We start from the raw sequence: 24,758 nt of genomic DNA, 5'->3' as shown, positions 1-24,758 counted from the left end.
CGGTCCGGGCAACCCCGGATGTCCGTCGATTATTTGAAAGAGGACACGCTGTTGCTACGCGGCGACAGGCTGTTGCTACGGGGCGAATGCCATGGCGCAGATCCCCACCGACCACGAATCGCGTTTCATGCATGTTTCGAGGCGGAATTCGAAAAGACGAACACTTGATATGCAAACCTTGGTATAATGGCGTCGACCAAAGGAATCACATCGATGATCCGCTGTATAATATCGCGCCTCTCCAGGTTGGCTAGGATGTGAGCACGAACCGAGGACTGGCGACACGAAGTGTTCAGTCCACGGGTCGCCATCGAAACCACTATCCAACCGGAGACATCCCATGATCAAGCAACTCGCCACCCTCGCGGTTCTCCAGCTCGGCCTCGTCGCCCCTGCCTTCGCGACGCCGATGCATCACCCGGTCGCCACCCGGCAGGGCGCCGATATCGCCACGACCGGCTCGCTCCCGACCGAAAGGGCGCCGCAGGCCGGCCGAAGCCTCGACAGCTCGGCCAAGGGCGGCAACGCCGACGAGACCAATCATGCGGTCCCGAATTTCGGCACGACGTCCGGCGGCCCCGCCTTCTGACTCCCGTCCAGTCCGGCCCGCCGCCGCGCGGCATCTCCAGGGAGACCGACCATGAACCTGCTCGTCCGGCCCTTCCTCGCAGCCGCCCTGGCCCTCGGGTCGACGGCACCCTTCGCCCAGACCTACACACCCCCGGCGGGGCTCGCCGCCGCCGGGGCACCGGGGGGCCAGACCGCCCGAACCCCGGCGACACAGGATCGGGGGGAGGGCGCCCCGCGCCGCCATCACGGCCTCCTGCGCACCCACCCGTGACGGGAAGCGAGTCAGGGATCCGGATGTAGGAAGGCGTGGACCGCCTGGACAACCACCGAGCCCTCGCCGACGCCGGAGGCGACCCGCTTCACCGAGCCCGCCCGGACGTCGCCGACGGCGTAGAGGCCGGGCACGACGGTGGCGTAGGGCGACGTGGCCGGTAGCCCGTCCCGGTTCATCCCCGTCGGCACGAAGCCCTTCGGATCGAGGGCGAGGCACTCCGCCAGCCATCCGGTGTTCGGCACCGCGCCGATCATGACAAAGATGTTCCCGATCGGCCGGGTCTCGCCGAGGCCGGTCGACCGGTCGCGCCACGTCACCGACGTCAGCGTATCGTCGCCGTGCAGCGCCTCGATCTCGGTCCGGGTATGCAGGGTGATGCGCGGCGACGACGCGATCCGACGCACGAGATAGTCCGACATGGTGGCGGCCAGCCCGTCCGCCCGCACCAGGAGATGGACGTGCGCCACGGTGCGGGACAGGAACATCGCGGCCTGACCGGCCGAGTTCCCGCCGCCGACCACGATCACCTCGGCGCCCGTACAGAGCTGCGCCTCCATGGCCGTGGCGGCGTAATGAATGCCCTGGCCCTCGAAATGGGCGTAGCGCGGCAAGTCCAGCCGGCGATAGCGCGCCCCCGTGGCAGCGATGACCGCACGGGCCGGGACGCTTCCGCCGTCCTCCAGGACCACTCGGAAGGCCGAACCGCCGCAATCGAGCTGCGCCGCCATGCGGGAGATCGCGAGCCGCGCCCCGAATTTCTGCGCCTGGACCTGGGCCCGACCGGCGAGCGCCTGGCCCGAGATGCCGGTGGGAAAACCCAGATAGTTTTCGATTTTCGAGGAGGTCCCGGCCTGCCCGCCCGGGGCCATCCCCTCGATCACGATGGTGTCGAGTCCCTCTGAGGCAGCATAGACGGCGGCCGCGAGGCCCGCCGGACCGGCGCCGATCACCGCAACGTCGTAGATGCGGCCCGGGTCGAGGGCTTCCGTCAGGCCGAGCGCATCCGCCAGGGCCGCGTTCGAGGGATTGCGCAGCACGGCCTCGCCCGGGGCGATCACCACCGGCAGGTCGGCTGCCGTGAGGCCGAACCCCTGGAGGGCGTGCCGGGCCTCGGGGTCGAGGGCGATGTCGAGAATGCGGTGGGGATAGGCGTTGCGAACGAGGAAGCGTTCGAGACGCAACGTTTCACGGTGATGGCCAAGGCCGATCAGCACCACGCCGCCCCGTCCGTGCCGGATCAGTCCGACCCGGCGCAGGATGAACGCCCGCATGATGATCTCGCCGATATCCGGCTCCGCCGTCACCAGGCGGCGGAAGTCGCTGCGCGGGATGCGGACCACCCACGTCTCCACGGCGGCCCGGCCCGAAACCAGGATCTCGCGATCGTTGAGCAGATCGAGTTCGCCGGTGAACTGGCGGGCGGTGTGCACGGTGAACACCGTGGCGGCCCCCGCATGATCGGTCTCGAACATGTCGACCTGACCCGAGAGGACCAGGAAGAAGTCCACGCTGCGCTGGCCGCGCGAGAACAGCAGCGTCCCGGCCGCAAGGATCTCCTCGGTGCCATAGGCGGCCACCCGCTGCGCCATTTCCGCACTCAGGTGGGGAAAGGTCTGCGCGGAGCGATCGTCGCCCCCGGCGTCCGGTGCCACATCCGTGGACGCCGAATCTTGGGGCGCCGAATCTTGGAGCGCCGAATTCGTGTCGGTCACGTCAGCGCACTCCGTGTCTTCGAACGCGGTGTTTTAGATCCGGCGGGGCGCTCGGGCCACGCCTGATCCGCGCGCCGTCCCGCCGGGTCGGTGCGAGCAATGCTGGACGACGGCGTCGCGTCGCGCTTGTCCGATCGCGCGTCGTTTTGTACGGAGCCGCCCCCATCGAGGCGTGGGGTGATCCGACGCGGAACGCGCCCGGACACAGGGATTGGATCGTCCAATCTGCAAGCGGAACATGCAAGATTCGCAGTCCTGTCTGGATCGAGGACAGGGGGTCGGCTGCCGGTCCCGGCAAGCCCGGGAGGAACGGAGCGAACGCATGCGGACGCAGACCCGAAAGGCGCGGAGCCGTGTGCCGTGAAGGTTGTGCGTCGAGCCCGGCTGTCGTCGGCCGTCCCGAGCCGACGGAGACGCACGCTCGTCCCGAGCAGGCTCGCGAGGTTTCGATGGACGCGCGCCTCGTAGCCGGTCCATCCGCTCTCGGCACCGGCGACGAAGGCCGCAGACGCCTGAGAGGCCTCGGCGCGCTCGCGCTCGGCTGTGCGGCGGCGCTGTTCCTCATCGATGCGTTCACCCCGCTGGAGGGGGCGGTGGCCGTCCTCTACGTCGTCGTCGTGCTGATGGCGGCGCGGGCCTTCGAGCGGAATGGCGTCATCCGGGTGGCGATCGGCTGCCTGATGCTGACGGCGGTGGCCTACCTGCTGTCGCACGACCCGCTCGACCGCGATTCCGCATTGCTGCGCGCCTTCGTCAGCCTCGCGGCGATCGGGGTGAGCACTCTGCTGGTGCTGCGCAACCAGGCGACCGCCACCATCCTGGCCGAGCAGGCCGAACTGCTCGAACTCACCCACGACCCGATCTTCGTGCGCGCGCCGAGCGGGATCGCGACGTTCTGGAACCGGGCGGCGGAGGATCTCTACGGCTGGCGCCGGGACGAGGTTCGGGGCCGGCGGGTCCACGCGCTGCTGCGCACCGTCTTCCCGGACGGGGAGGCGGCGATCCGGGCCGAATTGATGCGAACCGGGCGATGGGAGGGCGAGCTGGTCCAGTCCGTCCGGTCGGGGGCCAAGGTGGTGGTCGAGAGCCGCTGGTCGCTCCAGCGCGATGCGCGCGGCGAGCCGGTCGCGATCCTGGAGACCAATACCGACATCACGGAGCGCCGCCGCGCACACGCAGCCCTGGTGCAGAGCGAGCGTCGCTACCGCACCATCTTCGACAGCGCGCGGGTCTCGATCCTGCAGCAGGATTGGCGAGCGGTCCGGGCGGCCCTCGATGCGCTCCCGGCCGAGACGCGCGCAACGCTCGGGACCTATCTCGACGGGCATCCCGAGATGGTTCGCTCCCTGCGCCGCAGCGTCACCATCGTCGAGGCGAACGCGGAGATGCGGCGCCTGATCGGAGCCGGGGAGGAAGCGGCGCCCCCCCGCACCCTCGACGCGTACCTGCCCGACGACGAGCCGACCTTCGCCGCTTCCCTGGCCGCACTCGCGCGCGGCGACGCGTTCTTCGAGGGCGAGACGGCGATCCGGACGCTGTCGGGCGCACGGGTGCCGATCCTGTTCGGCATCACCTTCCCCTCCGAGCCCGGCGGGTTCGAGTGCGTGCTGGTCTTCGCGGTCGACATCACCGAGCGCAAGCAAGCCCAGGAAGCACTCCTCGCCGTCCAGGCCGAGCTGGCTCACGCCGCGCGCGTCACCACGCTCGGCGAACTGACTGCCTCGATCGCCCACGAGGTGAACCAGCCCCTGGCGGCGATCGTCACCAATGCCGAGGCGGCCCTGCGCTGGCTTCGACGGGACGTTCCAGACCTGATGGAAGCCGCATCGGCCCTGCGCCGGGTCGTGGCAAGCGGCACGCGCGCGGGCGAGATCGTGTCCCGCATCCGCACCTTCCTGGCCAAGGCACCGCCCCCGCGCGACTGGATCGACCTGCGCGAGATGATCGACGAATCGGCCCAGTTGCTGGAGCGTGAATTGGCGCGCAGCGGCGTGCGCCTGATGCGCGAGCTGGCATCCGATCTGCCCGCCATCCTGGGCGACCGGGTGCAGGTGCAGCAGGTGCTGATCAACCTGATGATCAATGCCGTGCAGGCCATGGCGACGGTCGACGACCGTCCCCGTCGTCTCATCCTCCGGGTCGCAGCGGACGCAGCAGCAGTCCGCGTCACCGTGGCGGACAATGGCGCGGGCATCCCGGATGAGGTCATCGAGCAGGTGTTCCGACCCTTCTTCACCACCAAGCCCGACGGGATGGGCATGGGGCTGGCGATCTGCCGCTCGACCATCGAGGCCCATGGCGGTCGCCTCTGGGTCTCCGGCCACGAGGGGCCAGGCGCCGCCTTCCACTTCACGATCCCCACGACGCCCGGGAGGCGTTCATGAGACGCAACGGCGCAACGGAACCCGCCCGACCTCCGGCCGCGCCGCCCACGGTGTTCGTGGTGGACGACGACAGCGATCTCCGGGACGCACTCTCGGGCCTCCTGCGCTCGGTCGACCTGCCCTGCCTCAGCTTCGGCTCGGTGACGGATTTCCTCGCCGCGCCACGCCCACCGGGCGGGGGCTGCCTCGTGGTCGACGTCCGGTTGCCGGGGGTGAGCGGCCTCGACTTCCAGGATCAGATGAGCGCGCTCGGGATCGACCTGCCGATCATCCTGATGACCGGGCACGGCGACATCCCGATGTCGGTGCGGGCGATGAAGGCCGGAGCGGTGGATTTCCTGGCCAAGCCCTTCCGCGAGCAGGACCTGCTCGACGCGATCGCAGCCGCCCTCGCGCGCGATTCGCATCAGCGCAGCGCCCACGCGGCCCTGGACGGCCTGAAAGGCGATTACGCGACCTTGACGCCGCGCGAGCGCGAAGTGATGGCGCAGGTCACCGCCGGTTTGCTCAACAAGCAGGTCGCGGGCAATCTCGGGCTCAGCGAGATCACGGTGAAGATCCATCGGGGCCAGGTCATGCGCAAGATGAAGGCGCGGTCGCTGGCCGATCTGGTCCGCAGCGCGGAAGCCCTCGGCATCTCGCCGGGCCGAGATCGACCGGGAGCGTCATCGCTGTCGCCGCGACGGTCCCCGAGGATGGAGGGCGAGCCCCCGGCCTGACGGCAAACCTCCGTATGATTCCCAGCGGCGATGCCGAAGCCCATATCAGAGCATGGGCCAACGCCTCCGGATCGCCGTGACCGGGCAGCAAACCCCGGGGTCAAGCCATGCCAGCAGTGCCGGTGATCGCCATCGTGGACGATGACGAGGAGGTGCGGATCGCCACCGGAAGCCTGGTTCGCTCCCTCGGCTACACCGCCCGCATCTACGCCTCCGGACGCGCCTTCCTCGAATGCCACGACGCGCCGGTGCCCGACTGCGTCCTCACCGACGTGCAGATGCCTGGAATGTCGGGCCTGGAGATGTACCAGGGCCTGCTCGCCCGCGGCTCGACCGTGCCGGTGATCTTCATGACGGCGTTCCCCACCAACCGCCTCCGCGACACCCTTCTGGCTGCCGGCGCCAGCGACTTCCTCAAGAAGCCCTGCGACGGGGCCGAGATCATCCGGTCCCTGCACCGCGCCCTGCACACCGGGACCCGATCCACCTGAGCCGCTCCTGCCGGACGGAATCGCGCCGCGACGCGCGCCCCAGTCAGGTGGGAATCCGTTGCCCGTCCCAGGCAAAGACGCCGCCCGAATCCGGGGGATTCAACCCGTCGAGCACCGCCAGGAGGTGGGCCGCGCTCACCTCCGGCGTGAACAGACCCGGAGCCCCGGCATCGGGCCGGAACGGCCGGGACAGGCCGGTCGCCACCGTTCCGGGATGGAGGCCGGCCACGATCGCGTCGGGATGGGTGCGCTTCGCCTCGATGGACAGGGTCCGGAGGATCTGGTTCAGCGCCGCCTTCGAGGCACGATAGGCGTACCAGCCGCCCAGGCGATTGTCGTCGATCGACCCTACCCGCGCCGACAGGGCGGCGAAGACGCTGCGTCCGCTCCGGGGCAACAGCGGCAGGAAGTGCTTGGCCACCAGGGCAGGACCGATGGTGTTGACGGCGAATACCGTCGCCATGGCGGCCGGGTCGAGGGTGCGGATCGCCTTCTCGGGTACCAGTCCACTCTGATGCAGGAGGCCCGTGGCGACGATGACGAGCCCAACCGGCCCGCAGCGCGCCACGCGCTCGGCCGCGGCAGCAATCGAGGCCTCGTTGGTCACATCCACGCAGCCGTAGCGGACCGGTTCGGGGACGACGTCCCCCAGGGCGGCTCCCGCACGGGACAGGGCGAAGACGCTAGCGTGCTCCCCACCCAGCGCGAGAGCGCCGACGAGCGCGCGGCCGAGCCCCCCGGAGGCACCGATCACCACAGCGCTGGCCATAGCTTCATTTACCCTGTCAATTTTGCTGGAACCGTTCGGACACCTTCGACGTTTCGGGGCGGAATCCGATGCGTCTCGAGCAGGTCCGGGGAGCTGGTGAGACGCTATGGCTGCACAGGCTCCAAGGGTAGATGAATGAGTACATCCTCGGCGTCGCACCCGGGTTCTGCACGGTTTCATCGTATTCGGCATCGCGAACGGGCCGCGCCGCGCGCGGCGGGTCCGGTGAGTTCGGTGGGGAACGCACAACGCCCGAAATTTGTGGTGCCGGAGCCCGTGGGATGGAACCCACAACACTTGTTCGAGGCCCCAGTGGGCGGAACCGGCACTTTCCATCCGGTTCTTCGGCCTCGCTGAGCATCAGGCTCTTCCAGCCTGGGTGGATCGCCACGAGCGGCAAGGTTGATGGAGTTCACGAGAGACGCGACAGGATTTCGCCGCGTTTGTCTGACACTGCGTTCTCCTTATCGTGCGTAGAAAATCGATTTCCCCTCAACGCCTATGAACAAGCACACCGACAGTGCAGCAGTTCATCAAATGACACACTTCTAGCCTATTATCGTTACAACAGAGATTCGGCCCTCGGAAGCAATCGGACAATCAATCAAAACTGTCGATTGTAAGCCGCCTCGGTATAAAAAGTGGCAGCATTGTTCATCACCTGCTCTGACATTGCCTCTCTGTCCCAAAATACGCCTGCACGTATTTTTTTATGGTGCGGCCAGCGGCGTGTTTCTGCTATGGGACCCGCAACAGCGCTCCCGAACGTCCAAAAATGGCGCGAAATTCCTAAATTCGATGTGGCACGAATTTCGCTGAAATTGGCCAACATCTGATTAACTGCTGTTCGAAAGGACACCGATATGAAACGGGATGATTACGTGGCGGCAGAACAATCGAACCTTGCGTTTCCTCTCAGCCAGACCCAGTCTCGTCACATCGGTTTGGCGGCAAAGCGCAGTGTGGATGTCTCGATCGCCCTGATCACCCTGTTCCTTCTGCTTCCGCTGATGGCCGTTCTTCTGGTCGCGGTCTGGGCTCAAGATGGTAAATCGCCCATTTTCCGTCACCGCCGCATCGGCCTCGGCGGACGGACCTTCGATTGCCTCAAGATCCGGTCGATGATGGCCAATGGTGATGCCCTGCTTCAGGAGCATCTTGCGCAAAGCCGCTCTGCACGTGCGGAATGGGACGCAACCCACAAGCTCACAAACGATCCGCGGATCACCCCGCTCGGTCATATCCTCCGCAAGACCAGCCTCGACGAGTTGCCCCAGCTGATCAACGTTCTGAAGGGCGAGATGAGCTTGGTCGGTCCCCGGCCCATCGTGCAGGCAGAGGTTGCCCGTTATGGCGCCGCCTTCCAGACCTGCTTCTCAGTCACGCCCGGCGTCACCGGACTGTGGCAGGTCTCCGGTCGCAGCAACTGCTCCTATGCCGAGCGAGTCGAGATGGACCTTGCCTACGCCCTGGACTGGTCGTTCTCACGCGATCTTTCGATCCTGGTCCGCACGGTCCCGGCCGTGCTCGCCCAGCGCGGAAGCCGCTAAGCGCGCCCCGCCCGATCGCGCCGATATCTCATCTGCGAGATGTCGCATCCGCGCGATCGGATGTTCCATACCCCTCGCCATCCCGCCTTGGACGGTGACGGAACGGCGAACCGGGCCGCGTGAACGAGGGACGCGAACCCGATTCGCCGGCCATCCCTCGCATGGGGGCGGGCAGGGGACGGCACGACACGCTTGCGCGTTCGATGTTGCTCGGGTGTTTCAATTGCAGCCGTTGCAGATCCCGCTGGTGATCTCCGAATCCTTCTTCTGCTGCGGCGTGCGGCGTTCCTTCTCGGCGGACATCTCAGGCCCCGCGGTACTGCCCGGGGGCTTGGTCCGCCCGACGCTCGACGTGTTGGGTGCGGTCTTGGTGGACAGGGCTCCACCGCCCGTCCCGGTCTGAGCCGGGATTTCCGCTCGCGCCGATCGCGTCCCAATGATGGCGAGCGGCAGAACCAAGGCGAGCGCAGCCTTGATCAGCACAATCTTCGTGGCCATGAACCTTTCTCCTTTCGCGCGCCAACCGCGCGCGACGGATCGGTTCAGGCAGGCCCGGAGCTCGGGCGCTTCGAGCCTGCGGCGACATCTACCAGCGAATGGTCACGGAGCCCGTAATGCGGCGGCCATCACCGTAGTTGCAGCCGGTATAGCCGGCGAGCAGCGCGCAGGTCCCGACATAGACCCGGTCGAACAGATTGTTGGCTGCAACCTGGAAGCGCCAGCTGTCATAGGTGTAGCGGATCGAAGCATCGGTGAGGACGTAGCCCTTCACCGGGACCGTATTCTGCGCGTCCGCATAGGTATCGCCGATGTAGCGCAGGCCGACGCCGAATCCGAGGCCGCGGAAGGCGCCGGTCTGGACCGTGTAGTCGAGCCAATTCGAGATCACGATGTTGGGCACCTGGATCGGCCGCCTGCCGATCGCGCTGAGGCCGGCCGGCGGCGTGTCCCGCGTGACCCGCGCATCGAGTGCGGTGAGTGAACTCAGCAGGCGAAACCCGCTGCTGAGTTCGACCGTTCCCTTGATCTCGAAGCCGCGCACGTCGACCTCGCCGGTCTGGTAATAGGCCTGCTGCAGCGGATCGGTGGCGTCGAAGCTGAGCGCGTTGCGCTTCTTGGTGTCGAGGACGGCGAACAGGAAGGACGTCACCGCGCCCGGCGGCACGAACTTCACGCCGGCCTCCACGGTCTCACCGATCTCGGGCTTGGCCGGCGAGATCTGTGAGATGTCGGCACCGGAAGGCCGGCGACCTCGCAGCGAGCGGTGGGCCTCACCACTTTCGTTTCAGGACCTCCTGCAGCATGGATCGGTCCAGCGTCAGGTCAGCGACCTGCCGCTTCAGCTTGCTGTTCTTGTCCTCCAGCTGCTTGAGCCGCCGGATCTCTGGTACGCCCATGCCGACGAACTGTTTCCTTCAGCGATAAAACGTTGGCTCGGACCCACCCATCTCGCCGCGCAGACCTCGTCGACCGTCGCACCGTTCTTCGCCTGCCGAAGGGCGAAAGCGATCTAGCAGGGTGTTGAAAAAGTCGGCCAACGGCGGGCGATGAAGGGGATTTCGTCGCCGCGATGGACGCGGATTTCGCCGCGAAGCGATCCGTCAGCCTGGAGCTCAGCCGATCCAAAGCCGCAGACCGGGTCCATCTCGTCATTGCCGTTCCAGTCGAACGCAATGGCGGCACGATCACTCCCGTGGCCGGCTCCGCCAGCGAAAGCCCCGGTGACACACCCGAAATCGAACTCGCCGCGACCCTTCTCGAAGAGGATGTAGGCTGGCTCGACCATGTCGGCATAGTCGTCCTCGTAGCCGGGTAACTCGACGATCCGCCACTTGCCCAGGACGCTCACGCCAGAGCTCCAAGCAGCTTTGGCAGGCGGACCAGGTTATAGGCCGCGGCCGTCAGAGTGAAGGCCCATCCGACCTTGTCGCGGCCTACGAAACGGGTCTTGCGCAGGCCGCCGACGGTCTTGATCCAGCCAAAGCCCTCCTCGATTCGCTTGCGGATCTTCTGGCTCCGACCGTAGCCGGCGTGGCGGGTGGTTCGTCCGTCGATGGAGGAGCGGCGGCCGTTGGTGTTCCGGGCCACGTGCGCGCGCACGTTCATCGACCTGAGCTCATTGACGAAGTCCTCGGCGTCATAGGCCTTGTCGGCACCCACCGAGATTGCCTTGGGCCGATCCGCCCTCGGCTCGATCATCGACAAGGCCGCGATCCGCTCGGCGTGACCGTTCGCCGAGGTCAGGCGGGTGTCCACGATCAGGCCCGAGCGGTTCTCCATCAGGGTGTGGCCGAGGAAGCAGAGCTTGGCCTCCATTCCCGGACCCTTGCGGTAGAGGCGGGCTTCTCGGTCCGTGGTGCTCGCGTGGGTCTCGTTCGAGCGCGTCTGACCCCTGAAGTCGACCTCGGCGTTACGCTCGCCGGCGGAGGGCGGCGGGTCTTCCCCTTGATTGGTGCCGCCCTGATCCTTGGGCTTGAAGCTCTTGATTGAGGCCCATGCCTCGATCAGCGTCCCGTCGACGCTGAAGTGATCGCTGGACAGAAGCCGCTTCACGCGGGGTTGAGCCAGCACGGCGGCCAGGAACTGGGCCGCGATATCGCCGGCCAGAAGCCGATCCCGGTTCCGGGTGAAGCTCGAATGATCCCAGGCCTGATCGTCGATGCCCAGTCCTACGAACCAGCGGAACAGCAGGTCGAACTCCAGCCGCTCCATCAGCTGCCGCTCCGAGCGGATCGAGTAGAACGCTTGCAGGAGCAGGGCCCGTAGCAGCATCTCGGGCGGGATCGACGGACGACCCATCCGAGCCGCATAAAGCGCCCAGAACGACCCGCTTAGGGCCGCCAGCGCCTCGTCCGTCAGTTGCCGGATGCTCCGCAGGGGATGATCCGCACGGACCCGAGCCTCAAGGTCCACATACGAGAACAACGCTCCCGAACGTTGATCTAAGCCTCGCATCTGACTTCCCCGTCCGCCGCCGGGACGGAGTGAATCATGCCAAGCCCCGTCACGCCACGGACTTCTTCAACACCCTGCTAGGCGTTCGTGAAGCGTTTGCGAGGCATGTCATCCACGCTCGTTCAAGATTCAGGATGTCCGAAAAACTTGCGTTCAGCGTGGACCACTTTGCTGGGTCAGGGTCAGCCGAGAAGCAGGACTGCCAGATGGGGGGCGCGGAGACGGGGGAGGGTCGAACGGATGATCTGCGGCATGTCTGCCGCCGGGTTCGTCGACGGTGAGAGGTGGACGGGCGCTCAGCGCCTCGATGGATGAACCGAGCGACGCCCGGAGAGTTCGGGTGCAGCCCGCATTCAGTCGACCCAGAGGCCGCGTTTCCGGTGCCAGTCTTCGAGCGACTGCGTGGAATAGCCCTCGAAGATCGCATCCCCGTGCCGGACATGCGTGGTGACCCAGTCCGGCTTGAAGCGCAGCATCATGTGCACGCTCGCCGGCGGGACCGGCAGAGCCGTGTCGATCGCGGAGGCGAAGGGATGGACGAGATCCGGATAATCCGGCGCGAAGAGCCAGAGCGCCGTCGCGCACTGAGCGCAAAAGTTCCGCTCCGCCGACGACAATCTGCAGGCGCCATCGTCCTGGCGGATCTCCGCGCGGAAGACCCGCAGGGCTGAGCCGGGATCCTGTATCTCCAGGCTCGCCGTGTCGGCCCCGAGATTGATGGCGTAGCCGCCGCCTCCGGCCGTCTTGCGGCAGATCGAGCAGTAGCAGCGCTGATAGGGCTGCGGCGTGTGGCTCTGGCAGGCGAACACGACGGCGCCGCAGCGGCAGGAGCCCTCGAGGGCGAACGGCATCGGCAACCCCGTATCGGGCGGAACGGATCGGAAGCGGGTATCCGGTCAGGCCGCCATCTGGCGGCACATCTCGGCGCAGCGGCGGCACTCGGCGACGCAATCGTCCATGCCGCCGACAGTCGCGCAACTCGCTGCGCAGGCCTGACACACTTCGGCGCAGGTCCGACAGGTGCTCCGGTGTTCGGGCAGGCCCAGGAGCAGGAAATGCGCCGAGGTCCGGTAGATCTCCGCACAGGCGAGCATCAGGCGAAAGTGCTGCGGCTCGACGTGCTTGCCGCCCACAGGAAGGCAGTGGTCCGAGGCCATGCCGAGGCAGGTCCGGTAGCAGCTCAGGCACGCCTCGGTGCAGGCGTGCATCTCGCTTGATGTCGAATGCATAGGACCTTGGGTGTGTGTGAAGGGGCAAGATGATGCGCCGGTCGGGCTTGGCCGCGTCGATCAGGGCCCCTGCTTCGACAGGACCGGCTCGGGATCGGTCCGGATCAGCCGATGAAAGGACAAGCAGGCCGCGGCCACGAAGATACCGCACCCGGGAATCCACATCAGAATGCCGCCGAGCTGCTGGTCTTGAAGCGGGGTGTAGCCCCAACTCGGCGCGGTCAACACGTGGTCGCCGAAGCGCGTCCGGCCGGCGAAGGTCAGGATCGCGCCGAGGAGCCCCATCTGGATCGAGGTGCCGATGCCGAGCAGGAGGCTGGCGAGGCTCTCGGACCCCCCGGCGAGAAGGCTCGACCACAGGGCGAGCGCGCTGCCGAACAGCGTGAGATGCATCAGCCAGTAGATTGCGTCGCTGCGGAAGGTGGCGGCATAGGGTCCTGGCATGTGCCAGAGCCACAGCATGAGCGCGAAGACCACGCCCGAAGCTACGGCGCCGGGATGCCGCATCGGTTCGAGGTCCCGCCCGCCGATCAGGGCGCGAAGAGCCACGCGCGGGCGGCCCATCACCACGAGGGGGGCGCCCACGAGGGCGATCAGCATGTGCTGCCCGACCCGGGCCGAGAACAGGGCCACCGAGAACGCGCAGAGCGGCGAGACGAGCGCCAACCCGACGATGCTCCAGCCTACCAAGAATAGCGCGCGCTCGGAGCGGCCGAGGCCGGCGCGCGCCGCCCCGATTGCATAGGCCAGGGCGCTGCCCACGAGACCGGTGATGAGCACGGGATCGAGGTTCCAACGCTCCGCCAGGAGGCCGGGAACCGGCGGGCTGCCGCAATAAGGGGTGATCGACTCGAACATGCGGTTTCGGCCTCTCGCTTCAGAGCGCTGCGGCGCCGGCCTCGGCCACCGCCTGATCCTGCTTCGAGAAGCCGCCGCTGACGCCGACCGCGCCGATGACCCGCCCGTCGCGCTTGAGCGGGATGCCGCCCGCGAAGATGACGACGCGGCTGTGGTTGCTCGCATGGATGCCGAAGAACTGTTCCTCCGGCTGGCTCAGCTCCGACAGGTCCTTGGTGGACAGGTCGAAGGCGCGCGCGGTGAACGCCTTGTTGATGGCGATGTCGATGCTGCCGAGCCAGGCGTCCGGATGGCGCACGAAGGCCAGGAGATGGCCACCGCCGTCGACCACCGCGATGTTCATGGGTTGCTTGACGTTGTCACTGGCAGAGGTTTCGGCTGCGGCGATGATGCGCTTGGCGTCGTCGAGCGTGAGCATTCGGTCTCTCCTGCGCCGTGTCGGATCCGATTGTCGGGCGTGCGTCAGAGCGGCGGGGCGATGCCGCCGGGCTTGCTGAGCGATTTCACATAGGCCGCGAGCTGCCACATCTGCTCATCGGGGATCTTGCCGCGCCAGGCTGGCATACCCTTCGGGCGGCCCTCGTAGAGCGTCGCGACGATGTTCGGCAGCGAACCGCCGTAGATCCATTGATGGTCGGACAGGGCGGGCCCGAAGCCCCCGCCGCCACCCGCATGGCAGCCGTTGCAGTTGAAGGCGGCGTAGAGGCCTTTACCGGCCGCGATCGCATCCGGGTCGTCCTCGTACTTCTTGGCCATCTCCGCCCCGGTGGTCGGCACCGCTGCGCCGCCGACGCCCTGCGGCGTGAGAACGACCTTGGGCTCACCGCCGCCCGTATCGTCGGCCAAAGCCCGATGGATCGGTGGCGCGGCCACGAGAACGAGCGCGGTGGCGCCGAGTGCGGCGAGGACAGGCTTCATCACTGGACCTCCGGGGAACGGGGTTCGTCGAGGCGGGGCACCGCGTAGTCTGCGAGGATCGCGTCGACCTCGGCACGGTGGCGTCGCAGGGCGCCGCCGATCTCCCGGGCGAAGGCGCCGTCATCGTCGTCGCGACGCACCGAGAAGGCGATGTCGAAGGCGAGCGGCAGGCGCGCCCCGTCGAAGGGCGGGCGCACCAGGGTTACGCGCAGGGGCGGATCGGCCTTGGCTGCGAAGTATCCGGCGAGCGGCCCCCAGACCACGGCCACGTCGACCTCGCCCTTTGCCACCGCATCGACGATGCGCGAGGGCGGATGCGGTTGGCTGTAGTCGCCGTAGACCCCGTAGCCGCGCACGCTCGCGACGATGCCCCGGCGCGACAGCGCATGGGCGGGCGGCGTGTTGTAGCCGTCGTCGCCCACCATCTGGACGCCGATCCGCATGTCCTTGAGGCGCGCATCGTCGAAAGAGGTGATCGGCTCGGCGCCCATCGGCTGCACGAAGGCGTAGCCGGAGCGGTAGAGCGGGGTGGTGGGCCGAGTCAGTTCGGTGCCTACGGGAAGGCCCGGCACCACGTCGCACAGGCCGGCATTCAGGGTGTTGCGCAGGAAGCCCCGGCGCTGGGCCCACCACGTGTAGGTGAGCGTGGCCCCGAGATCCCGGGCAACGATTTCGGCGATCCGGTTCTCGAAGCCCTCGCCCGCCTTGTTCGAGAAGGGCAGGTTGTTCGGATCGGCGCAGACGCGAAGCTCCCGTGCGCCGGCGGTCCCGGAGCCGGCCAGCGCCAGCACCGCGACGGCCAGCACCTTAGGACGGAGTCTTGGGAAGCTTGAAGACATAGAGCGTGCCTCCCGCCGTAGTGACTTTCGGTAGATCGCGCATGGCCGCGACGAAGCCGAGGGCGGCCGTGCCCTCGCGCGGATCGAGGCCGCCCGACACGATGGCGCCGGACCAGCCGCCGACGCCGTCGATGATGGAGACGTACTGGTGTCCGTCCGGCCCCTTCCAGATGGTCGGCTGGCCGATGATCCCGGACCCGGTCTTGAACTTCCAGAGCTCCTTGCCCGTGTTGGCGTCCACCGCCTTGAACCAGCCATCCATGGTTCCGTAGAAGACCACGTTGCCGGCCGTCGCCGCCGCGCCGCCCCAGACGGGGAAGGTCTCCTTGATGGTCCAGGCTTCCGAGCCGTCGGTGACGTTCCAGGCGGTGAACTCGCCGCGATGACCGCTGGGGCCGGGCTTCATGTTCACGTCCGCCCCGACATAGGGGGTGCCCTCGATGTACCCGACCTGGCTCAGGCGCTCGTCCATGCACAGGTTGTTGTGCGGCAGGTAGAGGAAGCCAGTCTTGGGCGAATAACTCGACGGGCTCCAGTCCTTGGCGCCGGGCGGGCTCGGGCAGATGTCGCGCGTGACCGTGTCGACCTTGGGCGCCTTGTCGGTGTTATGCTTGAGCTGGCCCGTCTTCAGGTCGACGCCGAAATTCGTGTTGGTGTAGTGGTATGTGCCGGCCGACAGCACCTCGCCGGTCTGGCGGTCCATGAGGTAGACGTGGCCGTTGCGGTCGGGATGCACCAGGGCCTTGCGCGGCTTGCCCTTCCACTCGATGTCGAGGAGCACGTGCTCGTTGACGCCGTCATGGTCGTAGTAGTCGTGCGGGCTATACTGGTAGTACCACCGGGCGTTTCCGGTATCGACGTCGCGGGCGAAGACGCCAGCGGTGAACTTGTTGTCGCCGGGGCGCTGCTCGTGGTTCCACGGCCCCGGGTTCGAGGTACCGTAATAGACGAGCCGCAGCTCGGGGTCGTAGCTGACCCAGCCCCAGACCGAGCCGCCGCCCTGGCGCCACATGTCGGCGGGCCATGAGGTGACGCCGAGATCCTTGCCCTTCTCCTGGTCGTAGAACGGCTTGTAGTCGGGACCGATCTTCACGTCGGCATCGGGGCCGGTGGTGTGGGCGCGCCAGACCTCCTTGCCAGACTTGAGGTCGAGGGCTTTCGCCCAGCCGCGCACCCCGAGCTCGCCGCCCGAATTGCCGACAATGACCTTGTCGCCCGCGACGAGCGGGGCCATCGTCATGGTCTCGCCCTGGTTGATGTCGCCGTTCTTGGTGCGCCAGACCTCCGAGCCCGACTTCGCGTCCACCGCGACGGTGAAGTTGTCGAGGGTGTTGTAGAGGATCTTGCCGTCGGCATAGGTCGGCCCGCGATTGACCAGATCGCAGCAGGCCACGCCCTGGGAGGCTATTTCCGATTTGGGGTCATAGGACCACTTCATCGGAAAACCGGGCTTGGTCAGGTCGAGAGCGTAGAGAATGTTCGGGAACGACGAGACCAGGTAGAGCGTGTCGCCGACGACGATGGGCGACGATTCCTGACCCCGATTGGTGCCCACCGAGAAGGTCGCGGCGACCTGCAGGGTCTTGACGTTGTCGCGGTTGATCTCGTCGAGCGCACTGTAGCGTGTGAGCGCGGTGTTGTGGCCGGGGCTGGTCCACTGCCCGGCCGTCTCATTGTCGGATTTCTGCGCGAAGGCTGGGATCGTGGGCTTGGAGGCGCTTTCCGTGACCTTGTTCACCGTCGGCTCCAGGGCTTTCGGGTTCTTGCCAAGCTCCTGCTGGGGAGACGGCGTCTGTCCCGAAGGGCCTTCGGTGCCGGTGCCCTGACCGGTGGCCTCTCCCTGTCCCTGAGCGATCGACGGTCCCGCCCCACAGATCATGGCGAGGAATGAGACCGAGACGAGAGTCTGCCGCATGAAGGGCCCTTCTTGCTCACGAAGATCCGGATGGCGGCCGCCGACCCGGTCGTTACGGGTATAACCAAGACGGGAACTGCGTGTTCAGGCCCGGACGAATAAAATGCAGAAATAGTCCTGCCTTATCTCAAGTGATTTTCATCACATCTCTTACCGACCTAGGCTCTTGCCCGATCATCTCCGGAATCCGTCATCTCATCGAATGACAGGATTCTCTTTTTAGCCAGACCATCGAGGGGATTGACTTGAAGCAACCCTCCGGTTCCTTGTTACTTGCTTTCACTGATCTAGTACGTTCTACGAGACGAATCCGATCGGGATCGGTTTTCACGTTCGCCCTGCTCATGCCGGCACCGGCCTTCGCAGATGGGTCGCCCCTCAACTACCTGACCGCGTATGGCCCGCGCGCCGACGCCATCCTGCCCCTGACCTATGGGACGATGGTGATCTCCTGCCTCGTCTCGGTCCTCATCGCGATCCTGCTTGGCGGGGCGATCCTGCGGCGGCGGCCTGCTTCCGACGCTGAGAATCCCCACGCCCTGGCCGTGAAGCGCAGCGGCAGCGGCCTGCCCTGGATCTATGTCGGCGTCGGAATCTCGACCGTGGCGCTGTTCGGCATTGCCGTCTGGACCATGGTGGTGCTCTCCGCCGTGGCGACGCCGTCCGGCAAGCCGAAGCTCACCATCGAGATCACCGCGCGGCAATGGTGGTGGGGGGTCCGCTACGCCGGCGAGCCGCACGACGGCACCTTCACCACGGCCAACGAGATCCATATCCCAGTTGGCGAGCCGGTGGCGTTCACGCTGAAGAGCGAAGATGTGATCCACTCGTTCTGGGTGCCCGCCCTGCACGGGAAGACCGACGTGATCCCCGGGCAGACCAACACGACCTGGCTGGAAGCCCGGGTGCCCGGCACCTATCGCGGGCAATGCAGCGAGTATTGCGGCAAGCAGCACGCCCATATGGCCTTCGTGGTGATCGCAGAGGATCGCCCCGCATTCGAGGCCTGGCTCGAACGCCAGCGCGCCCCGGCGCCGCGGGTCAGCGGGGCCCTGGTGGAGGCGCAGACGACCTTCGCCGCCAAGTGCGGCCTGTGCCACGCGGTGCGGGGAACACAGATCGGGGGTCGCCTCGGGCCGGACCTCAGCCACCTGAAGAGCCGCGCGACCCTTGCAGCCGGCACGCTCCCAAACACACCCGGCCATCTCGGGGCCTGGATCGCCGACCCGCAGCACATCAAGCCGGGCGCCAAGATGCCGAGGCTCGACATCTCGGGGCCGGAACTCGCCCAGGTCCAGGCCTATCTCGACACGCTCGATTAGAGGACGCCCGATGGCGGAAGCAGGAACGGCCGACGATCGGGTCCCCGAGACGGTGGTGCGCCCCGGCCCAGAGGTTCGCGAGCGACTCCAGCGGATCTGGCGGACGGAGCCGGGCCTCCTGGGCATCGTCGCCACGGTCGACCACAAGATCATCGGCATCCGCTACATCGTCACGGCCTTCGCATTTCTCATCGCGGGCGGCCTGGAAGCCCTGGCGATCCGCCTCCAACTTGCTGGACCGGACCGAAGCCTGATCTCGCCGCAGGCCTACAACCAGCTCTTCACGATGCACGGCGTGACGATGATGTTCCTGTATTCGTTTCCCGTGCTGTCCGGCTTCTCGAACTATCTCTGGCCCCTGCTGCTGGGCTCGCGCGACATGGCCTTCCCGCGCCTCAACGCCCTGTCCTACTGGATTTTCCTGGCCTCGGGCCTGTTCCTCTACGCGAGCTTCTTCATCGGCCAGGCACCCGACGACGGCTGGTTCAATTACGTTCCCTATGCCTCCAAGACCTACAATGCCGGACCGAACATCGACTGGTACCTGCTCGGCCTGATCTTCCTCGGTATCTCGACAACCGTCGGGTCGATCAACTTCATCGTCACCCTGCTGCGCACCCGGGCGCCCGGCATGTCGATCAACCGGCTGCCGATCCTGGTCTGGGGCACGATGACCGCCTCGGTCGCCAACATCTTCGCGGTGCCGGCCGTCAGCCTCGCCTGCCTGCTGCTCTGGCTCGACCGCCAGTTCGGCACGAGCTTCTTTGAGGCGAAGAATGGCGGACCGCCACTGCTCTGGCAGCACCTGTTCTGGATGTTCGGGCACCCCTGGGTCTACGCCCTGGTGCTGCCCGCGATGGGCATCGTCTCGGACGCGCTGCCGACGTTCTGTCGGCGTCCCCTGGTGGGCTACACCCTGGTTGCACTCGGGACAGTGGCAACGATGGTGTTCGGGTTCGGCGTGTGGGTCCACCACATGTTCGCCACCGGTGTGCCCGACCTCGCCCTGTCCTTCCTCTCGGCGACCTCGATCGTGATTGCGGTGCCGAGCGCGGTGGCGGTCTTCGCCTGGATCGCCACGATCTGGACCGGACGGCCGGTCCTCACCACGGCGTTCTTGTTCTTCGCGGGCTTCGTGCTGCTCTTCGTGATCGGCGGCGTTTCCGGCGTGATGACCGGGGCCGTCGCCGTCGACTGGCAACTCACCGATACGTATTTCGTCGTCGCGCACATCCACTACGTGCTCGTTGGGATCAACGTCTTCCCGGTGATCGGCGGGATCTACTACTGGTTCCCGAAGTTCACCGGCCGGATGCTGAGCGAGCGCCTTGGCGCCTGGAACTTCTGGGTGATGTTCGTCGGCTTCAACCTTGGCTTCTTCCCCATGCACATCACCGGGCTGATGGGGATGCCGCGCCGGGTCTACACCTACGGCGCCGAGATGGGCTGGACCAACCTCAACCTCCTGACCACCCTCGGCTCGTTCCTGTTCGCGGCCGGCGTACTTCTGTTCCTCATCAACATCGTCGTCAGCCTCCGGGCGGGCGAGCGGGCGGGTGACAACCCCTGGGACGCCCCCACCCTCGAATGGGCGACCACCTCGCCACCGCCGCCCTACAACTTCGCCGTGATCCCCACGGTGGCGAGCCGCCATCCGCTCTGGGAGGACCGCCTGGAGGCAGAGAGCACCGAGCGCTCCCGGCTGGATTCCGGCCTCCTCCTCGACCAGGGCCGCGAGACCATCGCCACGACGATGCTCGACGCCGAGCCCGACGTGATCCTCAAGATGCCCGGCGACAGCCAGGCGCCGTTCTGGCTCACCCTCGCCCTCTCCATCCTGTTCGTGGCGATGCTGCTGCACGCCTGGTGGTTCGCCGGGGCAGCCCTGCTGGGCACCGGTCTAGCCATCCTGGTCTGGCTCTGGCCAGAGGTGGAACTCGGCCAGCGCGAACCTGCTCTGCGGGGCGGGGCGACTCAAGGAGCAGCGGCTCATGTCTAGCACCGCCACCCTCGACCAAACCGCGCCGGATCACGTCGAACCGGATGCCCGGCGCCTGCCCGTGGGCACGGTCGGCGGGTATCGCTCGTCGGGCTGGTTTGGGATGCTGTTCCTCATCCTGACCGAAGCCTCGATCTTCGGGTACCTGGTCTTCGGCTACTTCTACACCGCGGCCTTCGCCACGGGGGCCTGGCCGCCGCAGGGGCCGCCGCGCCTCGCCTACGCGCTGCCGAACCTTCTCGTCGCCCTGGTGAGCGCCGCGACGATGGGCTGGGCCGAGCGCAGCCTGCACCGGGGACGGCTGAAGCCGGTGGCGCTGGGCCTTGCCCTCACCCTCGTCCTCGGCCTCGCCTTCGCGGGGCTCCAGTTCCTCGATTGGCGGGCCCATGCCGGGCTGGTTCCGGGCGCCTATGCGTCGCTGTACTTCACCATCACGGGCATCCACGTCGCCCATCTCCTCGTCGGGCTCTGCGTGCTCGGCGCGCTCCTGGTCTGGACGCTGCGGGGCTATGTCAGCCCCGCCCGCGCGGCCCCGGTCCTGATCGGAGCGGCCTACTGGTACTTCGTGGTCGCGGCCGAGATCGCCGTCTTCGCGACCCTCTCGCTGTCGCCCTACCTCGGTTAGCACCATGGCATCGGACATCGCCGCCGGGCATCCGGCTCCGCAACGCCGACGGGTCGGCGGTCTCGCGATCCTCCTCGGCCTGACCGGCGCGCCCGCTGCCTGGATCGGCGTGAGCCTCGTCAACTACGGCCTGACCAGCGAGGCCTGCGCCCGATCCGGATCGGCGGGACTCCCCTGGACGATCCTGCTCGGCCTCAATCTTCTGGGTCTCGCCGCCGCCCTCGGCGCGCTCTGGATCTCCTACGATGGCTGGCGGCGCAGCCATACCGAGCAGGCCGGCGAGCAGCAGAGGACCCTGGAGGTGGGCGAGGGCCGCACCCGGTTCCTCGCCCTCTGCGGCATCGTCACCAGCATCGGCTTTGCCATCGGCATCGCCTTCGCCATCCTCCCCCTGCTGCTGGTGATGACATGCGTCTGATCGGCGGGGGACTGGGCCTCGCCGTCCTCGCGGCTGCGCTCGGGGCGTGTGGCGAGCCGGCGACGTCCCACGGCGATGCGGAGGCGATCCGGCTGGTCGAGGCCCATGGTTGCGGCGGGTGCCACGTGATCCCTGGCATTACCGGCGCGAGCGGTCATGTCGGGCCGCCACTCACCGGCATGGGCCGGCGCGTCTTCATTGCCGGGATGCTGCGCAACACGCCCGACAACATGGTCCGGTGGCTGCGCGACCCGCAATCGGTCGTTCCGGGCAACGCAATGCCCAATATGGGCCTCGACGCGCGCGACGCCCGCGTGCTGTCCACCTATCTCGCAACCCTACGCTGATGCGGACGGATCAAGGGAGGGAGCCGATGTTTCCCGACTGGCTGCATGGTCTCGCGATTGCCGCTCTGCTTCTCGGGGCCGGCTGCGCCCTCGTGGTCTCGATCGACGTCGTCCGGCATCCGCAGCACATGGGTATCATGAACGTCGTCTGGCCGGTCACGGCGCTGTTCGGGACGGTCGCGGTGATCTGGGCCTATGTCCGCTACGGACGTCTCGCCATCAGGGAGGCGCCCCACGCGGCGATGGAGCGGCACGAAACGCCGCCGAACGTGACCGGCATGCCGTTCCCCGTGATGGTCGGCAAGGGCGCGCTCCACCGCAGGGCCGGCTGCATGCTCGGCGACGTTCTCACCGAGTGGCTCGCTTTCCTCGTGCTGGCGGTGGCGATCTGGTTCGGCTGGCAGAGCCTGTTCGCCGAGACAATATACGCCGTCTGGGTGCTCGATTTCCTGTTCGCCTTCGGGCTTTGCGCGCCCAGGGCGGAGGTGAACACGGTCGCGTTCTGGTTCATCATGCAGGTCGCAATGGTGGCGGGCTTCGCCACGGCCTACCCGGTGAACTGGTGGCTCGTCTTCTCCGGAATTAAAGAGCGCATATAGGCCGACGCCGATGCCGCCCGACCTCACCGCCATCCCACTGGTCGACATCCTTCTCCGTTTAGGCCTAGCCACGGTTTGCGGATTGCTGCTCGGTTTCGAGCGCGAGTGGCGTGGCAAGGACGCCGGCATCCGTACGCATGCGCTCGTCGCGCTGAGCTCGGCCATGATCACGACCTCGGCGCTGAGCCTCTATGCCGAGGTCCAGAGCCATGGCGGCGACGCCGATCCGCTCCGCGTCATCCAGGGGCTCGCGCAGGCCATCGGCTTCATCGCCGCCGGCACGATCTTCGTCGCCAGGGGCGACCCGCGGCGCACGGTCCGGAACCTGACGACGGCGGCCAGTATCTGGCTGGCGGCCTCGGCCGGGATCGTGGCCGGGGCGGCGCAGTTCCGGTTGCTCGCCGTCGCGATGGGCTTCGGGCTCCTCATCCTCACGGTGGTCACCACGCTGAAGCGAGCCGGGCTTGCCCGGCACGAGGACGAGGACTGAGGCCCTTGGCAGCCCCCTTCGCAGGTTAGGCTTCAGACGGGGTCAGGGGACGTGGGGTGAAGGTCCGGGATCAACCTTGGTGCCCACCGGCGTGGAGCTTTACATATCTCGCAACGTCCTTCGCGCCACCATCCCGAGCGTGGAGCCCTGGACGATGATGGTGAACAGCACCACCGCGTAGGTCGCCGCCAGGATTGCGGGCTTGGCATCGCTTTCTGGAATCGACAGCGCCAGCGCCACGGAGATGCCGCCGCGCACCCCCGCCCAGGTTAGGAACGGAACGTTGCGGGGAGAAAGGGTACCACCCCAGCGGAAGACGAGGAGGGGCATCGACACGGCCACCAGCCGGGCGAGGAGGACGATGGGCACCGCGCAGGCGGCGAGCAGAAGACCGTTCGCCTCGAAACGCAGAACCAGCACCTCCAGTCCGATCAACAGGAACAGCACCGAGTTCAGCACCTCGTCGATGAGGGTCCAGAGGGCGGAAACGTATCCTTGGGTCCGCTCGCTCATCGCGTCGCGCGAGGCCCGGTCGCCGACCAGTAATCCTGCGGCGACCACCGCGAGGGGACCGCTGGCATGGATCTTCTGCGCGAGGGCGTAGGTCCCGGCCACGAGCGCCAGCGTGATCAGCACCTCGACGGGGAAGTCGTCGATGGTCCGCATCGCCCGGTAGGCGACGTAGCCCGTGACGACCCCGAGGAGGAGGCCGCCGCCCGCCTCCTGCAGCAGGAGCCGGGAGATGCCGGTGGCACTCGTCGCCTCGCCGCCCGAGCCCGCCGCGAAGGCGACGAGGACCGTGAACAGCACGATGCCGACGCCGTCGTTGAACAGGGCCTCGCCCTGCATCTCGACTTCCAGCGCCTCGGGGACCTTGACGTTCTTCAGGGTCGCCAGGACCGCCACAGGATCGGTCGGGCTGATGAGCGCGCCGAAGACGAGCGCCCACGCGAGCGGGATGGGCCGGCCGATGAGGTCGGCCGCAAGCCAGAACCCACCGCCGACGATGGCGGTGGAAATCAGGGTTCCGAGGAGGGCTAGGGTGGCCACGGCCCAGGCGCGGTCGCGGAGCGTGCGCAGGTCGAGGCTCATCGCCCCGGCGAACAGCAGGAAGGCCAGCATGCCGTTCATCACCACGTCGGTGAAGTCGACCTGGCGCAGCACCTTCGTGAGATCGTCGTAGAGGTGCTGAGATGGGAAGGCGAGGTCGAGGCCGACGAGGGCCAGCGAGGCGGCAAGTCCCATGACGAGGAGGCCGATGGTGTGCGGCATCCGCAGGAACCGCCGGTTCAGCCAGCCGAACAGGGCCGAGAGGGTCAGCAGCATCGCGGCGAGGTCGAAGATGGAGATCACGGGCATTCACCGTTTGCGCAGCAACGACCTGCCGGGATGTTTCGATGGACGAGGGCAGTCGATGCGGATCCGCCCGTTCGGTCATGTCCTCCGCGGCCGGGTGCACGCCCCGTGCGCCTCAGCGCATGTCCTTCGGAAGGTGCTGGATCGGGTTCGTCCTGCCGCCCTGGTCCTTGCCCTGAACCGAGCCTTCGGAATGCATGACGTCCGTCGAGGATTGGATCGCGCTCGGCGGCGCGACCCCACCGGTGCCCTAATGGCGCACCGCATCCGACCCTTTCGTGGTCGACGTTCCCGACGGCATCGTTCCGGAGGTGGGCTGGTCGATGGAGCTCGCTGCGGACTGCGCGACCGCCGGCCTGGCCAGGACGAGGCCGGCAACGATGAGAAGAGAGCCGGCGAGACGCGCGGTGGCGCAGCCC

The 24,758-nt window shown here is 67.2% G+C and carries 28 protein-coding genes and 1 pseudogene; 13 read left to right on the top strand and 16 right to left on the bottom strand.

The features are described from left to right. The first annotated feature begins 340 nt into the window (after positions 1–340). Together ACV7NL_RS19940 and ACV7NL_RS19935 are read left to right on the top strand one after the other, a co-directional pair. On the top strand, positions 341–589 hold the full coding sequence (locus ACV7NL_RS19940; protein WP_463356636.1) for a hypothetical protein: 249 nt from the start codon (positions 341–343) through the stop codon (positions 587–589). A 51-nt stretch (positions 590–640) separates the two neighbouring features. Then, the gene (locus ACV7NL_RS19935) at positions 641–841 is read left to right on the top strand and encodes a hypothetical protein (RefSeq protein WP_056481950.1); all 201 of its coding nucleotides are present in this window, start codon (positions 641–643) and stop codon (positions 839–841) included. An 11-nt stretch (positions 842–852) separates the two neighbouring features. On the opposite strand, the gene ACV7NL_RS19930 is transcribed toward ACV7NL_RS19935, so the two are convergent. Next, entirely contained in the window at positions 853–2,556 is a 1,704-nt protein-coding gene (locus ACV7NL_RS19930) for an FAD-dependent oxidoreductase (protein WP_463356635.1), read from the bottom strand. Between the two features lie 449 nt (positions 2,557–3,005). Here ACV7NL_RS19930 and ACV7NL_RS19925 point away from each other — a divergent pair, with 449 nt between their 5' ends. The 3 genes from ACV7NL_RS19925 (at position 3,006) to ACV7NL_RS19915 (ending at position 6,150) form a co-directional block, all read left to right on the top strand. Further along, complete coding sequence (locus ACV7NL_RS19925; protein ID WP_463356634.1) at positions 3,006–4,940, top strand: PAS domain-containing sensor histidine kinase; 1,935 nt, start codon at positions 3,006–3,008, stop codon at positions 4,938–4,940. Beyond that, positions 4,937–5,659, top strand: a complete 723-nt coding sequence (locus tag ACV7NL_RS19920) for a response regulator transcription factor (RefSeq protein WP_463356633.1) — start codon at positions 4,937–4,939, stop codon at positions 5,657–5,659. Before ACV7NL_RS19925 ends, ACV7NL_RS19920 begins: the two co-directional genes overlap by 4 nt. Positions 5,660–5,766: 107 nt before the next feature. Beyond that, positions 5,767–6,150: a response regulator transcription factor gene (locus tag ACV7NL_RS19915; protein WP_463356632.1), complete on the top strand. Its 384-nt coding sequence runs from the start codon at positions 5,767–5,769 to the stop codon at positions 6,148–6,150. A gap of 43 nt (positions 6,151–6,193) precedes the next feature. Here the strand turns inward: ACV7NL_RS19915 and ACV7NL_RS19910 are convergent, their stop codons facing one another. Continuing rightward, entirely contained in the window at positions 6,194–6,919 is a 726-nt protein-coding gene (locus tag ACV7NL_RS19910) for an SDR family NAD(P)-dependent oxidoreductase (RefSeq protein ID WP_463356631.1), read from the bottom strand. Positions 6,920–7,523: 604 nt separating this feature from the next. Further along, complete coding sequence (locus tag ACV7NL_RS19905; protein WP_463356630.1) at positions 7,524–7,751, bottom strand: hypothetical protein; 228 nt, start codon at positions 7,749–7,751, stop codon at positions 7,524–7,526. A 31-nt stretch (positions 7,752–7,782) separates the two neighbouring features. On the opposite strand from ACV7NL_RS19905, the gene ACV7NL_RS19900 reads away from it, so the two are divergent. Beyond that, complete coding sequence (locus ACV7NL_RS19900) at positions 7,783–8,469, top strand: sugar transferase (RefSeq protein ID WP_082503780.1); 687 nt, start codon at positions 7,783–7,785, stop codon at positions 8,467–8,469. Between the two features lie 219 nt (positions 8,470–8,688). Here the strand turns inward: ACV7NL_RS19900 and ACV7NL_RS19895 are convergent, their stop codons facing one another. The 12 genes and pseudogenes from ACV7NL_RS19895 to ACV7NL_RS19840 form a co-directional block, all read right to left on the bottom strand. Continuing rightward, positions 8,689–8,967: a hypothetical protein gene (locus tag ACV7NL_RS19895; protein WP_463356629.1), complete on the bottom strand. Its 279-nt coding sequence runs from the start codon at positions 8,965–8,967 to the stop codon at positions 8,689–8,691. Between the two features lie 88 nt (positions 8,968–9,055). Then, the gene (locus ACV7NL_RS19890; RefSeq protein ID WP_463357175.1) at positions 9,056–9,667 is read right to left on the bottom strand and encodes a TonB-dependent siderophore receptor; all 612 of its coding nucleotides are present in this window, start codon (positions 9,665–9,667) and stop codon (positions 9,056–9,058) included. Between the two features lie 44 nt (positions 9,668–9,711). Beyond that, positions 9,712–9,979, bottom strand: a pseudogene (locus ACV7NL_RS19885) (transposase); the annotation flags it as partial. Beyond that, positions 9,980–10,318, bottom strand: coding sequence for a hypothetical protein (locus ACV7NL_RS19880; RefSeq protein ID WP_463356628.1), 339 nt, complete (start codon positions 10,316–10,318; stop codon positions 9,980–9,982). Then, positions 10,315–11,424, bottom strand: a complete 1,110-nt coding sequence (locus tag ACV7NL_RS19875; RefSeq protein ID WP_463356627.1) for an IS5 family transposase — start codon at positions 11,422–11,424, stop codon at positions 10,315–10,317. Before ACV7NL_RS19875 ends, ACV7NL_RS19880 begins: the two co-directional genes overlap by 4 nt. 353 nt (positions 11,425–11,777) lie before the next feature. Further along, positions 11,778–12,275 carry a GFA family protein gene (locus ACV7NL_RS19870; protein WP_463356626.1) on the bottom strand — a complete coding sequence of 166 codons (498 nt, stop codon included), beginning with the start codon at positions 12,273–12,275 and terminating at the stop codon, positions 11,778–11,780. Positions 12,276–12,320: 45 nt separating this feature from the next. Then, entirely contained in the window at positions 12,321–12,653 is a 333-nt protein-coding gene (locus ACV7NL_RS19865) for a four-helix bundle copper-binding protein (protein WP_463356625.1), read from the bottom strand. A gap of 60 nt (positions 12,654–12,713) precedes the next feature. Beyond that, positions 12,714–13,511 carry a cytochrome c oxidase assembly protein gene (locus tag ACV7NL_RS19860; protein ID WP_463356624.1) on the bottom strand — a complete coding sequence of 266 codons (798 nt, stop codon included), beginning with the start codon at positions 13,509–13,511 and terminating at the stop codon, positions 12,714–12,716. Positions 13,512–13,530: 19 nt separating this feature from the next. Beyond that, the gene (locus ACV7NL_RS19855) at positions 13,531–13,929 is read right to left on the bottom strand and encodes a GlcG/HbpS family heme-binding protein (protein WP_463356623.1); all 399 of its coding nucleotides are present in this window, start codon (positions 13,927–13,929) and stop codon (positions 13,531–13,533) included. Positions 13,930–13,973: 44 nt separating this feature from the next. Then, the gene (locus tag ACV7NL_RS19850) at positions 13,974–14,429 is read right to left on the bottom strand and encodes a c-type cytochrome (RefSeq protein ID WP_463356622.1); all 456 of its coding nucleotides are present in this window, start codon (positions 14,427–14,429) and stop codon (positions 13,974–13,976) included. Then, the gene (locus tag ACV7NL_RS19845) at positions 14,429–15,268 is read right to left on the bottom strand and encodes a substrate-binding domain-containing protein (RefSeq protein ID WP_463356621.1); all 840 of its coding nucleotides are present in this window, start codon (positions 15,266–15,268) and stop codon (positions 14,429–14,431) included. The genes ACV7NL_RS19850 and ACV7NL_RS19845 overlap by 1 nt, the downstream gene beginning before the upstream one ends. After that, a complete protein-coding gene (locus tag ACV7NL_RS19840; RefSeq protein ID WP_463356620.1) occupies positions 15,237–17,183 on the bottom strand; it encodes a methanol/ethanol family PQQ-dependent dehydrogenase in 1,947 nt (648 codons plus the stop codon). The genes ACV7NL_RS19845 and ACV7NL_RS19840 overlap by 32 nt, the downstream gene beginning before the upstream one ends. A gap of 344 nt (positions 17,184–17,527) precedes the next feature. On the opposite strand from ACV7NL_RS19840, the gene coxB reads away from it, so the two are divergent. Genes coxB through ACV7NL_RS19805 form a run of 7 tightly spaced genes read left to right on the top strand, consistent with a single transcriptional unit; the run spans position 17,528 to position 22,983 of the window. Then, positions 17,528–18,505, top strand: coding sequence for a cytochrome c oxidase subunit II (gene coxB / locus ACV7NL_RS19835; RefSeq protein ID WP_463356619.1), 978 nt, complete (start codon positions 17,528–17,530; stop codon positions 18,503–18,505). A gap of 10 nt (positions 18,506–18,515) precedes the next feature. Continuing rightward, positions 18,516–20,504 (top strand): cytochrome c oxidase subunit I, encoded by a 1,989-nt coding sequence (ctaD, locus tag ACV7NL_RS19830; RefSeq protein ID WP_463356618.1) that lies wholly within the window; start codon positions 18,516–18,518, stop codon positions 20,502–20,504. Then, positions 20,497–21,129, top strand: coding sequence for a cytochrome c oxidase subunit 3 (locus ACV7NL_RS19825; protein WP_463356617.1), 633 nt, complete (start codon positions 20,497–20,499; stop codon positions 21,127–21,129). The genes ctaD and ACV7NL_RS19825 overlap by 8 nt, the downstream gene beginning before the upstream one ends. A gap of 4 nt (positions 21,130–21,133) precedes the next feature. Next, the gene (locus tag ACV7NL_RS19820; RefSeq protein ID WP_463356616.1) at positions 21,134–21,547 is read left to right on the top strand and encodes a hypothetical protein; all 414 of its coding nucleotides are present in this window, start codon (positions 21,134–21,136) and stop codon (positions 21,545–21,547) included. Beyond that, complete coding sequence (locus ACV7NL_RS19815; RefSeq protein ID WP_463356615.1) at positions 21,538–21,894, top strand: c-type cytochrome; 357 nt, start codon at positions 21,538–21,540, stop codon at positions 21,892–21,894. Before ACV7NL_RS19820 ends, ACV7NL_RS19815 begins: the two co-directional genes overlap by 10 nt. A gap of 26 nt (positions 21,895–21,920) precedes the next feature. Further along, complete coding sequence (locus ACV7NL_RS19810; protein WP_463356614.1) at positions 21,921–22,493, top strand: DUF4396 domain-containing protein; 573 nt, start codon at positions 21,921–21,923, stop codon at positions 22,491–22,493. A 10-nt stretch (positions 22,494–22,503) separates the two neighbouring features. Further along, a complete protein-coding gene (locus ACV7NL_RS19805) occupies positions 22,504–22,983 on the top strand; it encodes an MgtC/SapB family protein (protein WP_463356613.1) in 480 nt (159 codons plus the stop codon). 99 nt (positions 22,984–23,082) lie between these two features. On the opposite strand, the gene ACV7NL_RS19800 is transcribed toward ACV7NL_RS19805, so the two are convergent. Then, positions 23,083–24,336 carry a cation:proton antiporter gene (locus tag ACV7NL_RS19800; protein WP_463356612.1) on the bottom strand — a complete coding sequence of 418 codons (1,254 nt, stop codon included), beginning with the start codon at positions 24,334–24,336 and terminating at the stop codon, positions 23,083–23,085. Positions 24,337–24,758 lie beyond the last annotated feature (422 nt).

The organism is Methylobacterium sp. Ger2507 (assembly GCF_055231875.1).
This window is presented reverse-complemented; position numbering and strand designations above follow the sequence as displayed.

Coding starts and splice junctions, on each gene's coding strand:
- ACV7NL_RS19940 (WP_463356636.1), top strand. CDS start 341: ATGATCAAGCAACTCGCCACCCTCGCGGTTCTCCAGCTCGGCCTCGTC.
- ACV7NL_RS19935 (WP_056481950.1), top strand. CDS start 641: ATGAACCTGCTCGTCCGGCCCTTCCTCGCAGCCGCCCTGGCCCTCGGG.
- ACV7NL_RS19925 (WP_463356634.1), top strand. CDS start 3,006: ATGGACGCGCGCCTCGTAGCCGGTCCATCCGCTCTCGGCACCGGCGAC.
- ACV7NL_RS19920 (WP_463356633.1), top strand. CDS start 4,937: ATGAGACGCAACGGCGCAACGGAACCCGCCCGACCTCCGGCCGCGCCG.
- ACV7NL_RS19915 (WP_463356632.1), top strand. CDS start 5,767: ATGCCAGCAGTGCCGGTGATCGCCATCGTGGACGATGACGAGGAGGTG.
- ACV7NL_RS19910 (WP_463356631.1), bottom strand. CDS start 6,919: ATGGCCAGCGCTGTGGTGATCGGTGCCTCCGGGGGGCTCGGCCGCGCG.
- ACV7NL_RS19905 (WP_463356630.1), bottom strand. CDS start 7,751: ATGTTGGCCAATTTCAGCGAAATTCGTGCCACATCGAATTTAGGAATT.
- ACV7NL_RS19900 (WP_082503780.1), top strand. CDS start 7,783: ATGAAACGGGATGATTACGTGGCGGCAGAACAATCGAACCTTGCGTTT.
- ACV7NL_RS19895 (WP_463356629.1), bottom strand. CDS start 8,967: ATGGCCACGAAGATTGTGCTGATCAAGGCTGCGCTCGCCTTGGTTCTG.
- ACV7NL_RS19875 (WP_463356627.1), bottom strand. CDS start 11,424: ATGCGAGGCTTAGATCAACGTTCGGGAGCGTTGTTCTCGTATGTGGAC.
- ACV7NL_RS19870 (WP_463356626.1), bottom strand. CDS start 12,275: ATGCCGTTCGCCCTCGAGGGCTCCTGCCGCTGCGGCGCCGTCGTGTTC.
- ACV7NL_RS19865 (WP_463356625.1), bottom strand. CDS start 12,653: ATGCATTCGACATCAAGCGAGATGCACGCCTGCACCGAGGCGTGCCTG.
- ACV7NL_RS19860 (WP_463356624.1), bottom strand. CDS start 13,511: ATGTTCGAGTCGATCACCCCTTATTGCGGCAGCCCGCCGGTTCCCGGC.
- ACV7NL_RS19855 (WP_463356623.1), bottom strand. CDS start 13,929: ATGCTCACGCTCGACGACGCCAAGCGCATCATCGCCGCAGCCGAAACC.
- ACV7NL_RS19850 (WP_463356622.1), bottom strand. CDS start 14,429: ATGAAGCCTGTCCTCGCCGCACTCGGCGCCACCGCGCTCGTTCTCGTG.
- ACV7NL_RS19845 (WP_463356621.1), bottom strand. CDS start 15,268: ATGTCTTCAAGCTTCCCAAGACTCCGTCCTAAGGTGCTGGCCGTCGCG.
- ACV7NL_RS19840 (WP_463356620.1), bottom strand. CDS start 17,183: ATGCGGCAGACTCTCGTCTCGGTCTCATTCCTCGCCATGATCTGTGGG.
- coxB (WP_463356619.1), top strand. CDS start 17,528: ATGCCGGCACCGGCCTTCGCAGATGGGTCGCCCCTCAACTACCTGACC.
- ctaD (WP_463356618.1), top strand. CDS start 18,516: ATGGCGGAAGCAGGAACGGCCGACGATCGGGTCCCCGAGACGGTGGTG.
- ACV7NL_RS19825 (WP_463356617.1), top strand. CDS start 20,497: ATGTCTAGCACCGCCACCCTCGACCAAACCGCGCCGGATCACGTCGAA.
- ACV7NL_RS19820 (WP_463356616.1), top strand. CDS start 21,134: ATGGCATCGGACATCGCCGCCGGGCATCCGGCTCCGCAACGCCGACGG.
- ACV7NL_RS19815 (WP_463356615.1), top strand. CDS start 21,538: ATGCGTCTGATCGGCGGGGGACTGGGCCTCGCCGTCCTCGCGGCTGCG.
- ACV7NL_RS19810 (WP_463356614.1), top strand. CDS start 21,921: ATGTTTCCCGACTGGCTGCATGGTCTCGCGATTGCCGCTCTGCTTCTC.
- ACV7NL_RS19805 (WP_463356613.1), top strand. CDS start 22,504: ATGCCGCCCGACCTCACCGCCATCCCACTGGTCGACATCCTTCTCCGT.